We start from the raw sequence: 16094 nt of genomic DNA, 5'->3' as shown, positions 1-16094 counted from the left end.
CTTATTTTTCTAAATTTTTAGCAAGGCTTCTCGTCCTGCCAAATGGTGTGGTTTTGGCTGTCAAAAACTGACTTTAAATGGACAGCCTGAAATAAACAGGAGGGAGTTTATGGATAAAAAAACGCTAACCCGGCTAACCAAACAGCATTCCGTTTTAGGGGCAATCAGCGCCTGTATTCTCACTATTGTGTTTGTTTGTGGCAGTTTACTTTTTTTTCGCGGGCAATTGCTAAACTGGCAATTTGCATGGCATCAAGATCAACATGTTGAGCGTGATATGTCGTGGCAAAGCGCAGTGACTGACATGGTGGCACAAATCCCTCATTTTGCGCAGCAGCGCATTACTTTAACAACCGACCCTCAACACCATCACTTATTTCAAATTTACGTCGGTCATGATGACCGCTTGCTTTATAACAACCAAACGCAACAATTGTTTGGTCAAGATGCTGCGCAGCAGCAAGCAGCTGCTGATTTTTTGTACTTTTGGCATATCAATTTCATGACACATATTGGCACGGATATCATCGCGTTAGCCTGTATTTTCTTGATTATGGTGACCATCAGTGGCATTTGGATCCGCTGGCGTGACTTGGTGAAAAAATTCCATCAATACCGCGCGAAAGGTAAATCGCGTGATGTATTCAAAGACAGTCATGTGTTGTTGGGATTGGGTGTACTGCTGTTTATGTTGATGTATGGTTGGAGCAGCGCTTACTTTAATGTCGGTTATGAAATAAATGCGCCGATGTATCATAAGTATGCTGAAAAAAGTGGCGAAAGTTACTGGGATGAACTGGGATTTCCTCATAAACCGGACAACTATGACATGGACGCTAAGCTTAGCGCAGCGCGCATTAATCAAGTGATCACTGATTATCAACAGGCATACCCCGATATGCGGATTGCACGCTTTGATATTTATCCAGGGCCTTGGATCCGCTTACGTGTCAGTGGCGAGTCTGATCGCAGTTTTGAGTTTGTCACCGCTTTTTATGATGTGCACGGCAACTTGCTGTATGAGCCACAGCGAACACCAGTCAATGACGTCTATAACATCATGATCCAGCTGCACGAAGGTCACTTACTCGGCAAGTCTTCCCATCTTCTGTACTTTATTTTAGCTCTGATGGCGATTGCAGCGATGTTAATTGGTAATTTGTATTGGTTAGCGATTAGAGAGCCTAAACGGGCGGGGCAAGTCTTATTTCGCTTGCAGCGCGCATGTTTAGAAGCGGGCACCTGCGGCGCATTATTTGCAATTGCATTGCTGTTGGTGTGTACTCGATTATTTAGCCAAGGCGAGCCATTAACCGTGCTGACAAATCAGTTGATCGTGGTGATAAGTTTACTCGGTTGTGGTGCATTAACGTGTTACTTCAAGCAGGCAAAAGACTCTGCTCATGCGATATTACAAGGGTCTGGGGTACTGTTTTTGATCTTACCTTGCATCGATATAATTCGGTTGCTACTGGGTCACAACATCTACAGTTTTGTTGCCAAAGATATGCTGACCGCGAATATCGCCTTTATCGCGCTTTCAGGTTTGAGTTTTGGTTTGGCTACGGTTGTGGTGAGAGTCACAGACAAGGTTAAGAAACGCACAATTGATTTGGAGCCTGTCAATGATCGCCTTGTTTAGCTTTGTGTTGTTAGGGTTAGCGCTATTTGCCCACTCAAAATATTGGCCATACGCCAAAATATCTGGGGTTGCGAGATTGTTTGACTATGTGACGCCATCGCGCATGTTAATGGTGAGTGTCATGGTGCTGAGTGTCTTTTATTATTTTCAGCTTGGCCTCATTGCCGCATTATTTTTGGTGTTTTTTGCGCTGAGTATCGGCTTACCTTTGGTGGTGATGATGGGTCACCACCGCGGTACATCGCCGATATTGATGTTGCTCGTCTTAGCGGCACTTGGTGGGGTATTGTAATGCGCGTATTAAATGTTGGGGTCATACTTGGGCTGTTGGTTGGTTGGGTGTTGGTACGTGGTGGAATATGGCTGAGCTTAGATTTATTTGGTTTAGACTTTCATACCGTGATCACAGTCACAGAGCTGATGAGCATTGTCGTGATAGCTGGGGTGGCGTTTCACTTTTCAATGCAGGTCAATTATCGTGCGCTTTGTATACTTGCTGCCAAGTATTTAATGCCTATGGTCGGGTTGTTTATTTTGTTATTTGGCATAAATGTTTTTCGTTAAATTCTTAAATATATCAACTATATGAATATAATCATAAATATTTTTCGTGTATAAATAATTGATATTTATGCACTTATTGAATGATAGGTATTTTTATCACTCTAAATGACGTCAAGTCGCTAAATTTTTAATGTATTGCTTCGTCTGCCCTTGAGTAAATCAGCATTTTTTATCTCGACTAGGATAAGGGAGTCAAACGGCGTATGAAGCAATATTCTATGATTGCAAAAGCGGTGTGTATTGGACTACTAGCAAGTAGTTCTTCAGTAGTATTAGCAGACGATGCTAAATTAGATATGGAACGAATTGAGGTGGTTGGTAAACACCACCGCGATGTAGGGGCAACGGGACTGCCACTTGCAATCGGCGATACGCCGCAATCAATCTCTGTGATTGACCGTGAGTTCATGGATTTTCATGATATTAACTCCATTGGTGACGCTCTTACGCACAGTGCCGGTGTATACTCAGAAACATCATTAGATAGTCGCGAGCGCTTTGTTTTCGCTCGTGGTTTCGAGATGAACCGTTTCTTGATTGATGGTATGGGCACGGCAGCTCGTCCACTGCAAGCCACTCTTTTAGATACTAGCATTTTTGAAACGGTAGAAGTGATCCGTGGCTCTACGGGTATGCTTCAAGAAGTTGGCCAGCCTTCTGGTACGGTTAACCTAGTTCAAAAGCGTGCATACAATGGTACGGGTGGTTATGTCACAGCAGAGTATGGCTCGTGGAACAAGATGCGCGGTGAAGCCGATTTCAATACGACTTTGACCGATAGCGGTTCAGTGCGTGCCCGTGCGGTTGTTGCTATAGAAGATACGGACTCATTTGTTGAACGCTACAATGCCGATCGTAAGACATTTTATACAACATTAAGTGCAGACATCACTGATGCACTGCAAGTGTCTGTTTTTGCAAGTTACCAAGACGATGGCCAAAGTGCAAAATCAGATGGCCTACCACTGCAATTTGCTAATGGCGACCCTATTCAAATCGGCATCGAAGCCAATATCTATCCTGATTGGGGCACTCAAGACTCAACGCAAGAGAACCTAACTGGTGAATTGCGATATGAAATCAATGACGATTGGTCGGTAGTGGCGAAACTTCACCATTCAACACTTGATGAAGAGAAAGTGTTTGCCGGTCTTGATTGGCACCCAGCTCCGACAGGTGATTACGCACTATTTACGTACGAAACAGATTCTGATTTTGAAACAGATCGTGCAGAAATTGGTGTGAATGGTCAGTTTGATTTGTTTGGTCAAACGCATACTGTGAACTTCACTTTAGCGGATACCAATTTTGAAGAATTGGCTTATACGTTTAGACCGCTTTCAAGAGTGACGGGTAATTTAGGGGCTGAGCACAGAAATGAGTCGCCAGAACCAAAGCCGGCAAAGCCTGAGTATAATTATGCACAGCCACAACTACGTAGCGCTGAAATAGGCTCTCAAAGTGCACGCGTTGCGCTTAACCTTCAGTTATTAGATAACTTTAATGTGCTATTGGGTGCAAATCGTAAAGATATCGATTCATATAGCTTAAACAACGGTACCGTTACCGATGAAACGTTCTCTGATACAAGCCTATACTATGGCGGTGTATACAAGATAAACGAGCAAGCGGTTGTTTACGCAAGCTATACCGATATTTTTGATCAGCCTCAGCAGTATAATAAAGCAGGTGCCTTGTTAGATCCGCTCAGAGGTGAGAACCAAGAAGTTGGTTTTAGATACTCTAATACTGATAACACGTTGAGCTTAGATGTAGCTTACTTCAATATCACTCAAGAAAACTATGGCGTCGTTGCTGGAAAACACTCTGATGGCAATGTGTATTATATTGGCCAAAGTGGTATTGAGTCTGAAGGTTATGAAGTTGAAGTATCGGGTTACTTCACTGATCAGTGGTTCGCATCACTATCATTCTCTGACACAGATGTAACGAATCCAAATGAGTTGGCAGGTCGTGTATCTCGAGTTGTACCTGACAGAATTGCAAGTTTTAGTACTTTCTATGAGTTTGATAAACTGAGAGTCGGTGGCTACATCAATTATGCTGGTGAGCGTGAAGGCTTTATTGGTTTAGGTCCATATGAGTATGTACCAGTCGATTCGCACGTTCTGGCTGGTTTCTCTGCTTATTATGAGTTCAATGAATCATTGAGTGCAAAATTCAATATTCATAACCTGTTTGATAAAGAGTATGATGCGAAAATTGCCTTTATTTCAGTTCGCCCTGGCGACCCTCGCAACTTCTCTGCGCAAGTGACTTATACGTTCTAATACGCGATATGAAGTGTCTTCGGGCACTTCGATGTGTATATTCGCAGCACCAAGCCTCACTGATTGATGTGGGGCTTTTTTGTGAGGAAATGAGGCTTGTTCGACAGTGTGTGGGTCGCACACACATAGTGAAATCAATGCGTCACGATAAATTGAGAAAAAAGCCACCCGCTAAGGATAGGTGGCTTTGGTGTGTGGTCAAAACGTGGCGCCACCATCAATGGTAAGCACTTGCATTGTGGTGTGCGAAGATAAGTTCGACGCGATGAAAACTGCGGTGTTGGCAATTTCTTCAGGTGTCGCGATTTTTTGCAGTGGAATACCCAGCTTATATTGATCGGCAAAGCCGTCAATGACGCGTTGTGCACCATGCTCATCTTGCCACATACCCGTTTGCATCGGTGTCAGTGTGGAACCCGGTGCGATGACATTGCAGCGGATCCCAAAGTTTGCCAGTTCAATACCAGCAGTGAGCGTCAGTTGCGTGGCTGCGGCTTTAGACGCGCAATAAGCGCCCATGTGCTGCCTGGGTGTGTTTGCAGCGTTGGAGCCGATGGTGACAATGCTGCCCTGACGTGTTTGTTTAAAGTGCTTGGCACACTGTTGAATAAACACGAATAGGCTTGCTGCATTGACGTTTTGGCAATGTTGCCACTGTGCCAGAGTAAGCTCGTCAAGCCCGCCCATTTCTAGCACTCCAGCAACATACACCAGATTATAGGGCGCTAAACCATGCTGAATCAGCTCATCCAGTGTTTGAGTGAGTTGCTCAGGTGCTGACAGGTCACATTGAACTTGCTTATACAGCATGCTGGTATCGCTAAATTGGCGGTCAAAGCCAATGACTTTGGCACCTAGTGTGGCAAACTGCTTGGCGACAGCCAGACCAATACCTTGTCCAACGCCTGTCACCCACACAATCTGCTGGTCGTATTCTGAAGTGAGTGCATGTTGAAAATCCATCTATGAGACCTCTAAGTTACCCTGACTAAGCTGCTTGCATAGGGATTTGAGTGATAGTTTTGGTTGAGTCGCCCACAGGTGTGCAGCAGTAAATATGCGGCTTTGGATGTTTTTGACAGAGTCGCTGTCGTAACGCGCAATGTTACTGTCAAAATCTACCGTTGCGGGTGTATCGCCCAGTAAATGGATCTGCAACATAATGTCGTCCGTGGTGCCTGCACTTAATATGTGACTGCTCGTTTCTACACCAGCATATTTAGGGGTGCTGGCAAATGGCAGTAAATTAATTGTGGGACCAATAATACTGAGAGACTTCCCTTGTTTCTGACGATCCCGCTTGAGTGATTCAACACGATAGCTTTGCACTTTTTTCAATGCTTTGATCTGCTGATTAATTTGATGTGCTACTGCGCTTAAATCGTCTTGCTCATTCAGCTCTAGTGGTAAAGGTAAAACATTGCTTTGCACACATGGACTACTTAACTCCACAATGGCTTGGCGGTTCATCATCACCAGCCCCAGCGTCACTTGATTTTGCTGATGTTGCTCAACCAAGGTTGCTGCGATGGCTGCAAGCAGTATTTCACTGCTGGTCGTTTTGGTCACCTGTGCCGCAGATTGGATAGTATGCCAGACGGATTGTGAAAACGTGCTTGTCAGGCGATGGTTTGGTTCCGAAACATCTGCTTTTTGAGTGCTATAAGAGTAGACATTTGCTATTTTATCGAGCCACTGATTAAGGGTGTCTCGCGCTTGATTTTGCTGGGTTTGATAGCCATCACTTTGCTGTAATTCGAGCAGCTCTTGTTGCTCTGTAAAGCGCAATTTGGGCAGTGGCTTGCCTTTACTCAAGGCATTGTAGCAGCGGTTCAGTGATTGTGAGAATAAGCCAAAACCATAGCCGTCTAGTAGCAGGTGATGGGCTACGATCACCAGGTAATCTTGCTGCGGGCCGCGCAGCAAAAATAACGTCATCAAGGCGTCTTTTGCAAGGTCAAATGGCTTTGCTAAATGCGGTTTGGCAAATTGCTGAGCAAAAGAGAGCACATCTTCTGGGTCTTGTGCAATGTCTTGGCAGATGATGTGCGGAGGTGTGTTGTCGTGGTGAAGCTTTGGCGTATAACTGTCATCGCTGATAAAGCGACAAGCAAGCATATCGCTTGCTTGCCAAACATGTTGCAATGCCTGTTGTAGCCAACTTGCCGAGATCTTACCTTTAAACTCTAAACATTCGGCAACATTAAAAAGCTCACCTCGACCACTGATGGTATGCAGCAACCACATGGCGTGCTGCGAATCAGTCAGTGGAAGCGGATGCGTCATTAGTCTTCCTTACGCTCTTCAAGTAGTTCTATCCAAGCGGCCAGCGTTGGGATCTGTGCCAGTTCAATAAAGTTGGTTTCAATGCCCTGTTGTTGCCACAACGAGATGAGGTTCATTACCTGCACTGAGTCTAAGCCATAGTCGATCAGACTCTCATGCTCATCGAACTCATCTTCTTCGCAGTCGATCAGGGTTAAAATATGGGCTTTTAACCCGTCTAACGAAGTCAGATCTTGAGTCTGAGTGCCGAGGATCTCTGACATGGAGACTACTTTACCGCAGCGCTTCGCGACAAAGTTCAGTGCCATCATATGCTCTTCTCTAGTGAAATCAGCGATGGCATCGGCAACTAAGAATGGCTCTATATCGCGCATAAACGCATCTACAGCTGTGGTCATGACGCCAATATGGCCGTAGATCCCAACAATGAGTAGCTGATCGCGCTGCTTGTCACGCAGTTGTTGCTCAAAGTCGCACTTTTGAAATGCACTGTAACGCCATTTAGTGAGCACCACATCTTTTTCTGTTGGCGCCAGTGCGTCGACGATCGGTTGCTGTGCCGGATCCTGTAAACCGGGTCCCCACATATCCGATAATAGGCCGCGTTCGTGTTTGCCTTGTTTGATTGGCTGAGCGGTATAGTACACCGGAATATTGTGTTCGTAGCAGTGTGCTTTGAGCGCTTGAATATTTTGGATCATGGTGTCGATCAGTGGATTGTCATCCCCATAAAACCCGACAAAATAATGTTGTACATCATGGATCAACAACGCGGCGCGATTGGGATCTATGTCCCAATTTACACGGTTTTCAGGCAACTCTGCATCGCGTGGTAACGGATAGTGATTTAACTTTGGAATGCTCATGGTTTTCTCTGTTATTCGAACGTGGCACGCAAGGCTTTTTTATCGACTTTGCCTACGGCTGTTAACGGTAGTTGGGTTACGAATTTAAATTTATCTGGCACTTTATAGTCTGCAATGCCGAGTTGGCGCAGATACTTGCGTAAAATAAGGGTGGTCAATTTGATGTCTTGATCTGCCACCACAAAAGCACAGCTTTTCTCACCGAGTGTGTCATCTGGCATAGACACAATGGCGACTTGTTGGATGTTTTGGTGGCCTAGTAAATGGTTTTCGACTTCTTCTGCAGCGATTTTTTCGCCGCCTCGGTTGATTTGATCTTTATCTCGACCTTCTACAACTAAGTGACCTGAAGGCAATTGCTTGACAATATCGCCCGAGCTATAAAACCCATCGTCATCAAAGGCGGAGGCATTATGCATGGGGGATTTGTAATAGCCCCTAAAGGTGTATGGTCCGCGTGTCATTAACCGTCCAGACTCACCTTGGGATACGCTGTTACCGTGTTCGTCAACAATCTTGATTTCATCGTGTTCGCTGATTGGACGCCCTTGTGTGGTGAGGATCAACTCGAGATCATCATCATAACGGGTGTAGTTCACGAGGCCTTCTGCCATGCCAAAGACTTGTTGTAGCTGACATCCTAAAATCGGGGTGACTTGCTCTGCCACACTGCGACTGAGTTTAGCGCCACCGACCTGGATCACTTTTAGACTACTCAGATCGTGTTGACTGGCTGGCGCATGCTGTAACCATAACTGCAGTGCAGGCGGCACTAAGGCTGTGTGCGTGATGGCATAATGTGCTATTAACTCAAAACAGACAGCTGGGCTAGGATCACTGGCTAAGATCACGGTGCCACCGGCAATAAATACGCCTAAAGCGCCTGGTGAACTCAGTGGAAAGTTATGTGGTGCAGGTAGGGCGCACAAATAGCGTGTCTCCCCATCCAGCTCACAGATCTCTTTACTCGCAACGACAGAGTACAGATAGTCATTATGGGTGCGCGGGATCAGTTTTGGTGTGCCAGTGCTGCCACCAGATAGCTGAAAAAAGGCGACCTCTTCAGGGTTGAGAGCAGAGGCTTTGAAAGAATGCTTATGCAAATAACCTTGCTTAAGTTCACTATTGCCTTTGCTGTGATCTGTGATGATTTTATTTAAACAAGCAAAGCGATTAAATAATTCATGAGTGAATTGCTCATCACCAAATAACGCATGTGCAGAGGAGACAATCATGACCTTTGGCTGCAAGATCTCACAATAACTTTGTAATTCTGTACGCTGATGATTGAACAGTGCACAAACGGGTGCAACGCCAAGTTTTATCAACGCAAAGTAAGTGATATAAAACTCCAGACAATTGGGGAGTTGCACGACCGCAGTGTCTCCCGCCACTAAGCCTTGGTTAGCAAGGTAGCCAGCAAGGTTATCACTGTAACTATCTAATTGGGCATAGCTAAGTTGACGTTGTCCATCTGCAACGGCAATACCCTGGCTATTGTTTGGAAGCTGATCGGATAAAATACTCGTCAGCGGCTTATCTTGCCAATAACCTTTGGCGCGGTATTGTTGAGCCAGCTCTGCTGGCCAAGGTGTGTATTCGATACGCATAATGTTACTTGTTAAACTGAGTATAGGCTTGCTGGACAGACAGTGCGTTCAGCATGGTTTTGAGTTTGGCTTCGGTTTCTAGCCATTCAGAGCTAGGATCTGAGGCGGCGACAATGCCAGCGCCTGCAAATAATTTAGCGACGTGCTCTTTGAGCTCTCCACAACGGATCACCACCACCCACTCGCCATTACCTTGCTGATCGCACCAGCCAACGATCCCCGAAAACAGGCCTCTACCATGGCCTTCGAGATCTAAAATATGTTGGTAAGCTGGCTTTGTCGGTTTGCCGCATAGTGCCGGGGTTGGGTGCAGTTGATTGGCCAGATCTAAAATATGGGTCTCTGGATCTCTTAAATGTCCTGATATCACTGTGGACAAATGCCACATGGTGGCTGTATGTAGTAAAGAGGGCTCCGCAGGGATCGATAAATTGTCGCACACAGGGGCTAACAGCTGGCGCATATCATCGATGACGACTGCATGCTCATATCTGTCTTTTTTTGAATTGAACAAGGCTGAACGACGCTGTGCCTCCACTTTGTTACAGGGATCTCTCGGGATCGATCCTGCCAAAGGATTGCTGGTAACGGTTTCATCTTGTTTCCTCAGCAACAACTCAGGGCTGACCCCCATCAGCACAGAGTCATGCTCTGTGGGAAATGCAAAGTGATAACCTGACTGACTCTGCGTGAGTAATTGGTTTAATACATGCTTGCGATTGAGCGGGCGTTCGAATTCTAATTCAACTTGCTTACTGAGTACTATTTTCTCTAACAGCGCTTTTTTAAATAACTGCTTGGCGTCAGATACTGTTTGCTCGAAGTGTTTTCTATCTTGCAGATAGTGCACATTTTTTAATGTGTTTTTTTGGTGGTTAGCATCAGCAGTTTGTGTATTTAACCATTGACTAAACACACTCTTATCCCACTTGGCGACGTGTTTAGGAATAATGAACTGTGCAGTTTGATATTTGCAAAAAGGCAGGACACCAAACGCGATGACGTTGTCATCGTCACCCTGATGCTGACGCAGCTGTGCTTGTAGTTCATTCACTAAATAGTCGGTGTTTGCTATGGGTAAATTAAATCGATGTTTTATACCTTGTCCAAGTAAACAGCTATCACCTGACACAAAGAGACAATCTTGATCGAGCAGAAACTCGCCTAAAGACTGAGCCTGCGCTAAGTTAGATATTTCGCCTGCATGCATAATTTAACCTTTTTGCGTTGTCATTTAACTGCTGCCGACATGATGGTCAGCCGCGAATGTGTGTTAAAGACGTGTCAATGACAAAAAGATTTAGTGTTCTCATGCATTGTTATTTTTAACCTGTTGCTTGAGTGGGAAATTTTGGTAAGGGTATGACACAGAGGAGAGAGGCAGAAAGCATGGTATGAATAAAATGACAAATAGGGTGAAGGCATTAACTCGGCCTAATTTAGTAATATAAATCTGGTTTTTGCAGTGAATTTTTTGTCTGACTTCTCGTCCTGTATCTAGTCCTAATATTGAATCAAAAAAGAGAAGTAACGTGCTTGCTAATCTAATTCGTGCCACATGGTGGCGATTTATGGCAACAGCCATTACCAGTACTTTATTTGGTTTGGCCAGCGTCGCCCTTGTTGCGTTGATCAATGAAATTATCAATGCCTCGCCTGAGGCGCGTACTGAGCAGTTTACCTACTTTGCTATTTTGGCTGTCGTGGGCGTTGCGCTACAGCTATGCTCCAAAATATTTGCAGAGCAATTAACCGAGCAAAGTCAGGCGACTGTCCGTCGTCAGGTTGCTGAACACGTGGTCAACGCTGTGTTTAATGATGTGGAAGCGCAAGGTGCTGGCAAGATTAAATCTTGCTTGACCGAGCACAGTTTACGTGTCTCGGAGTTTTTCCAACGCTTACCGGGCATTTTGACCAATGCCATGATTGTGCTCGGCAGTTTTGCTTACATGGCATGGTTAGACTGGCGTGTCTTTGTGTTTGCCGTGTTGACTTTGATTGTGGGATCGATCGGATACAGCTTAGCCAACGCAACGGCATTTAAAAAGGTCACTGAGGCTGCGAAAATTCAGGACTCACTCTACGACCAGTTTGACTCAATTTATGATGGTGCAAAAGAGCTTAAATTACACCAGTCTAAACGTCGTATATTTGTCGAACAAGTGATTGGGGAGACCATTGCTCTGCTGCGTAAACGTCGTGTACAAGGTGCGACCATATACCATTATGCCGCTTCATGGGGTGGCTTCAGCATTTTTGCTTTTATTGGTGGCACGCTTTATTTCTTGACTGGCCAAGGCACAGATGAAACCAAGGTGATGTCCGGTTTTGCACTGTTGTTTTTGTATATGCTTACACCTCTTGAAGTGATGTTAGCGGCTATTCCAAAAGCGGCAGCAGCAAAAGCATCTGCAAACACCATCACTGAGATGACCGCTAAATTACGTCTTATCGAGCAGCAATCAAGTTCAGAACTAACCAACTTTAGTCAGATTGAGCTTAAAGCGTTGAGTCATGGGTATTATCATGAGCAAAGTGATGAAGTCTTTGCGCTGACACCAATTAACTTAACATTGAACAAAGGTGAGGTCATTTATCTTGTGGGCGGTAATGGTAGTGGTAAGACGACATTTGCGAAGCTACTTTGCGGTTTATACCCTGCCAAAGAAGGTGACTTATATGTAGATGGGGAACACATTACTGCCTCTAAGCTAGATGGTTATCGACAATTATTCAGTGCTGTATTTAGTGATTTCCACCTGTTTGATAGGCTACTTGATTGCCAAGATACCGTTTTACAGGATAAAGGGAATAAGCTGATCAAAAAGTTGAACTTACATCATAAAGTGGCTATCCAGAACGGTGCCTTCACAACGCAAAAGTTATCTCAAGGACAGCGCAAACGTCTTGCTTTGGTGGTGACCTATTTGGAGGATCGACCGTTTTATATCTTTGATGAATGGGCAGCTGATCAAGATCCTGTGTTCAAAGATGTATTTTATAAAGAGTTGCTACCTGAGCTCAGTGCAAAGGGGAAAACGGTATTTGTGATCACCCATGATGATAAGTATTTCCACTTAGCTGATAGGCTATTACGTATGGAAAACGGGTGTCTTACAGAAGCAAAAAGCGGTCTTGCGGATCAGTGGGCGGTGTGATCGCGCTATCAATGTGGCAAAAACGATGCCTTAGCATCGTTTTTGCGTGGCTCAATTCGTATTGAGGTGGACACACTCAGTCAGCACCATGTCATGGGTACTTTGGTAATGCACGGTGATTGCTGTGCCTGTTGGTAAGGTCGGGTGGAGATCAGTTGTGAGTATGAACTGCAAATGCTCTCTATCATGGGCGATGAGCTTTGCTGCATCAAAACCAAAAAAGGCGCTTACCACGCCATAAAGCGCTTTATAAATACTCTCTTTTGCCGAAAACACCAATGTCAGTGGCTTTTCATGATCTTGGCCAAGTGCTGTAAAAGCGTCAGTTTCATCATCTCTTAAGATTTGACCGCGAAGTTCTGACTCCTGCTTGTCTGTCATCAGATGCTCTATGTCGATCCCGATGCCAAGAACGTCAGGCTGATCTGTGGTGACGGCCATCGCGACCCCTTTACTATGAGTAATTGAGCCACGGATCCCTTCAGGCCAAATAGGCGCGCGATCATCGGCGCTATGAACAACAAAATGTGTATGTCCTAATGGTTGTAGTGCACTGGCAGCACAAACACGGCCTGCGAGATACTCCGCTTTTCTCTTTGTCACTGCGCGATGTAATTTATCAGGAAGAGGTTGATTGAAATGCGCATAGTCAGCATCTTGATAAATATCAGGGCTAAACACCATACAGCGATAAACATAGGGTAATTGCGGTGTAAAAGGGGACGCGGGGGCGATGTGCATAAATGACTCCTTGGCTTAACCGCCCTAGTGTCTCTGATCCCCATTGTGGATGCAAGTCAGGGGGTCTGCGTTTAAGTAGGATCTTTTTTGTTATAGGCAATGCACTTGGCGTACTGCAAAGGCACAAACTGCCTTGATTTTGGATAGTAAAGTACGCAGCGGTTATCGCGCAATTGCAATTCAAACGCACTGATCGGCAATGACGACAGTGATGTATTCGTCATACCCGCAGCATACTTTTCCAGTGATTGACCCTGTGTGAGCAACAGCTGTGGTGATTGCGTAAATACATCGATAGCCAAAGTCGGCACTGTGCCCCCTTTCAAGGACACAATGGCGCGGCCCAATTCTGTGAGTATCGAGGGAGTCACTTCAGTGAGTAGAGCGGGTCGAACCCGTTCTGTACTTTGGCTATGGCTGCAGGCACTGATGCACAGTGCCGCGAGCGTACTTAAAAGCAGTTTAGCTTTCATTAGTTATCCGCAGTGATGCGCGTATATACGGCACCATGTTTGAGTGGATTGAATGGCACGTTAAATGGTGTCATACCTTGATATGTCGCTGGAACCGATGGTGCTTCGGAGTAAAATGTTCTCTCTTGTCGCTCTGAAGCTGGGCAATTACCTGTGGCAATATGATGCAATGCTGCGGCAAATAGCCCTTCACTTTTGTCACCGAGATCTTTACTAAAATCGTCGTTGATATTGCATCCAGGTACTTTTGCATCCAATCCGATTTCACCGACAAGGTTTGCTTGGGGGGTCACCATAAAGCCATCTTCATAATCGCCAAAGCCTTTTGCGTTGGCAGATTTGGTTTGGATGGTGTAGTACACGGTGCCACAGTTTTGTTCTGGCGCAAAACCAAACGGTTTGCCTCGGGTGTTGTCCCCAATTAAAATTACCTCGACATCGATCCCTCTGAGGGCGTTGATGACGCTTTCACTGGCAGAGGCAGTATCATTGGTGGTTAGCACGTAAACACGTCGCATCTGCGGAGAAGGGAGCTGGTCGTTGTTGTATTGCAATGTAGTCCAATTAATCGAACGATCGACGAATTCAAGTGGTTCATTCCTACTGCTTAGTTTGTCATTATGCGTTTTTATAGAGAATGGACGACCATTCGACTGATTGCCTGCAATCATGTAGCTCACTTGAGAAGCTTGAAATACCAGACCTCCACCGTTGTAACGCATATCTAGGATCAGCTCATTAATATTGTCGTCGCTAAATTGTCGAAATGCAGCAATGAGATCGCTCTGGGCACTGGCAATAAACTGATTGAACTGCACATAACCCACATTCTTACCTTCATGAACAAAGGTTTGCGTATTTTTTACCGGTGCAAGTTGAAGGTCCTGTGCCGTTAAAGTCACGGTTTTCTCTTGCCCATTGCGATCGAGTAAAGTCAGTGTCACTGCTTGATTGATACTGGGCGTGAATGCTGTAAGTATTTGATTATACTGCGCACTATTTTGGCTATCGAATGTTGCGAAATCGAGATCACCGACTTTCAGCAATCTGTCACCGCGTTGAATACCGGCATTGGCCGCGGGGGTATTGTCATTAACATAGGCCACATAGGCGGCACGGAATTGTGGAATGGTCCACGTCAATCCAAAGCTTGCTGACACACCATCTTGAGATTCTTTTTTAAAATCTTCGTAGCTTTGGCTAAAGTGAAACTCATCCTTGTCTCTACCGCTGGCGGTTTTTTGGAATGTTTTTAATTGAGAGAAGTAAGCGGCCACAGTGGAAAAGCTGTTCGGATCATTGTCGATAATTTCGTCGTACCATAGGTAGGTTTCATGACTAAATGAACGCAACCACATTTTTTCGTGCATCATGGTCCCGGCCACATCTGGATAGGCTGTATTCTCATATGGGTCGATACCGCTGCGTGGTGCAGCGCAACGGTTTGCGAAACGAGTAGAGGGATCAAATTGGCCAGCCTGCCATGACGGTGGTGTGGTATCGGGTACTGCTGGCGTGCTCACCGGTGTGCTTGTCACGCCGCCTCCTGATGAACCACCACAACCAGTGATGAGAGTGGATGTCAATGCGATACCGAGTGCGAGGTATAACTTGCTACTATTCAATTTCATATCCCGTTCCTAAACGTTTACTACACAACCCCAATTTAGAAGACCTGCTTTTGTGGAGGATGCTTTCAATTGTACGTTTAATTCCAATATTAAAGCCAAATTATCAATTGCTGAATTAGATTACAATCTAATTAGTGCTTGTTACTATTTTAAATACAAACATATGAAGAGTTTAATGTGAGTGGGCAAGCTTTGGCTCTGTTTTTCGCCATACTTCGAACAACCTTTGTTGTTTTTCACTGATTTTTAAGCCATAGGTTCGTTGCATATAAAAATAGGCCTGCGCAATTTGCTGTCTTGCATAAATAGGCGGCTCTATTACCCGCTGTTTAAAGTCGATTTTGACTTCACACGCACCATGTCTAAAAGGGGTGTTGGGTAACATACCAAATCGGTAATTGCTGCGATCGCCATTTATCTCACCGATTGCGGGCGCGAGGTTGTGTGGATCGGCTTCCATGCGGCGAAATTGAGCACTGACTTTGCGACAGTTTTTGCGCCCACCGGCTTGCCAGCATTGTAGCTGATGTCCAAACTCCCATGCGGATACAATATGTTCCCACTCAACGCGTGTCGCTCGACTGTTTGGTTTGCCGCTGCGTGTGGTGGGGTTTCTAGGCTGATAACCACATGTTTGGGGATCTGGCGCGAGCTTTTTGCCAATGCGGTTAATATCACAACCACAATACAATGTTTTTGTATGGTCACTGAGCTGCTGGTTCAGGTATTTCTTTGTTTGATAAAAGCTCTTGAATGTCTGTGCGGCCAGAGGTTGAGCACAGAAGAACAGAAAGAGCGAACAGAAAATTGGGATATGCGCCATGTCTCTCAC

14 protein-coding genes are annotated in these 16094 nt (G+C 45.3%); 5 read left to right on the top strand and 9 right to left on the bottom strand.

Annotated features, from left to right (window positions below; genetic code table 11):
• Nucleotides 1–109: 109 nt before the first annotated feature.
• The 4 genes from JF50_RS22000 (at nt 110) to JF50_RS21985 (ending at nt 4497) form a co-directional block, all read left to right on the top strand.
• Nucleotides 110–1642 (top strand): PepSY-associated TM helix domain-containing protein, encoded by a 1533-nt coding sequence (locus tag JF50_RS22000; protein WP_039611498.1) that lies wholly within the window; start codon nt 110–112, stop codon nt 1640–1642.
• Nucleotides 1626–1934: a hypothetical protein gene (locus JF50_RS21995; protein ID WP_039611497.1), complete on the top strand. Its 309-nt coding sequence runs from the start codon at nt 1626–1628 to the stop codon at nt 1932–1934. Before JF50_RS22000 ends, JF50_RS21995 begins: the two co-directional genes overlap by 17 nt.
• Entirely contained in the window at nt 1934–2206 is a 273-nt protein-coding gene (locus tag JF50_RS21990; RefSeq protein WP_039611496.1) for a hypothetical protein, read from the top strand. The genes JF50_RS21995 and JF50_RS21990 overlap by 1 nt, the downstream gene beginning before the upstream one ends.
• A 203-nt stretch (nt 2207–2409) precedes the next feature.
• Nucleotides 2410–4497, top strand: a complete 2088-nt coding sequence (locus JF50_RS21985; RefSeq protein ID WP_039611495.1) for a TonB-dependent siderophore receptor — start codon at nt 2410–2412, stop codon at nt 4495–4497.
• A 198-nt stretch (nt 4498–4695) separates the two neighbouring features.
• Here the strand turns inward: JF50_RS21985 and dhbA are convergent, their stop codons facing one another.
• From dhbA to JF50_RS21960, 5 genes are read right to left on the bottom strand one after another with little or no spacing between them, the layout of a single operon-like run.
• Nucleotides 4696–5460: a 2,3-dihydro-2,3-dihydroxybenzoate dehydrogenase gene (dhbA, locus tag JF50_RS21980; RefSeq protein WP_039611494.1), complete on the bottom strand. Its 765-nt coding sequence runs from the start codon at nt 5458–5460 to the stop codon at nt 4696–4698.
• Nucleotides 5461–6783 (bottom strand): condensation domain-containing protein, encoded by a 1323-nt coding sequence (locus JF50_RS21975; protein WP_039611493.1) that lies wholly within the window; start codon nt 6781–6783, stop codon nt 5461–5463.
• A complete protein-coding gene (locus JF50_RS21970; protein ID WP_039611492.1) occupies nt 6783–7649 on the bottom strand; it encodes an isochorismatase family protein in 867 nt (288 codons plus the stop codon). The genes JF50_RS21975 and JF50_RS21970 overlap by 1 nt, the downstream gene beginning before the upstream one ends.
• A gap of 11 nt (nt 7650–7660) precedes the next feature.
• A complete protein-coding gene (locus JF50_RS21965; RefSeq protein ID WP_039611491.1) occupies nt 7661–9259 on the bottom strand; it encodes a (2,3-dihydroxybenzoyl)adenylate synthase in 1599 nt (532 codons plus the stop codon).
• A gap of 4 nt (nt 9260–9263) precedes the next feature.
• Nucleotides 9264–10469 (bottom strand): isochorismate synthase, encoded by a 1206-nt coding sequence (locus JF50_RS21960; protein ID WP_039611490.1) that lies wholly within the window; start codon nt 10467–10469, stop codon nt 9264–9266.
• 361 nt (nt 10470–10830) lie between these two features.
• Between JF50_RS21960 and JF50_RS21955 the strand changes: the two genes are divergently transcribed.
• A complete protein-coding gene (locus JF50_RS21955) occupies nt 10831–12417 on the top strand; it encodes a cyclic peptide export ABC transporter (protein WP_235423496.1) in 1587 nt (528 codons plus the stop codon).
• 51 nt (nt 12418–12468) lie between these two features.
• Here the strand turns inward: JF50_RS21955 and JF50_RS21950 are convergent, their stop codons facing one another.
• The 4 genes from JF50_RS21950 to JF50_RS21935 all read right to left on the bottom strand — a co-directional run bounded on the left by JF50_RS21950 (nt 12469) and on the right by JF50_RS21935 (nt 16085).
• On the bottom strand, nt 12469–13158 hold the full coding sequence (locus tag JF50_RS21950; protein ID WP_039611488.1) for a 4'-phosphopantetheinyl transferase family protein: 690 nt from the start codon (nt 13156–13158) through the stop codon (nt 12469–12471).
• Nucleotides 13159–13229: 71 nt separating this feature from the next.
• Entirely contained in the window at nt 13230–13631 is a 402-nt protein-coding gene (locus JF50_RS21945; RefSeq protein ID WP_052262675.1) for a hypothetical protein, read from the bottom strand.
• Nucleotides 13631–15262 carry a S41 family peptidase gene (locus tag JF50_RS21940; RefSeq protein ID WP_039611487.1) on the bottom strand — a complete coding sequence of 544 codons (1632 nt, stop codon included), beginning with the start codon at nt 15260–15262 and terminating at the stop codon, nt 13631–13633. Before JF50_RS21940 ends, JF50_RS21945 begins: the two co-directional genes overlap by 1 nt.
• A gap of 172 nt (nt 15263–15434) precedes the next feature.
• Entirely contained in the window at nt 15435–16085 is a 651-nt protein-coding gene (locus JF50_RS21935) for an endonuclease (protein WP_052262673.1), read from the bottom strand.
• Nucleotides 16086–16094 lie beyond the last annotated feature (9 nt).

Origin of the sequence: Pseudoalteromonas luteoviolacea, assembly GCF_000814765.1 — a bacterium.
In the GTDB taxonomy this organism is placed as follows: Bacteria; Pseudomonadota; Gammaproteobacteria; order Enterobacterales; family Alteromonadaceae; genus Pseudoalteromonas; species Pseudoalteromonas luteoviolacea_H.
Note: the sequence above shows the minus strand (reverse complement) of the source record. Positions and strands in the feature narration are given on the sequence as shown.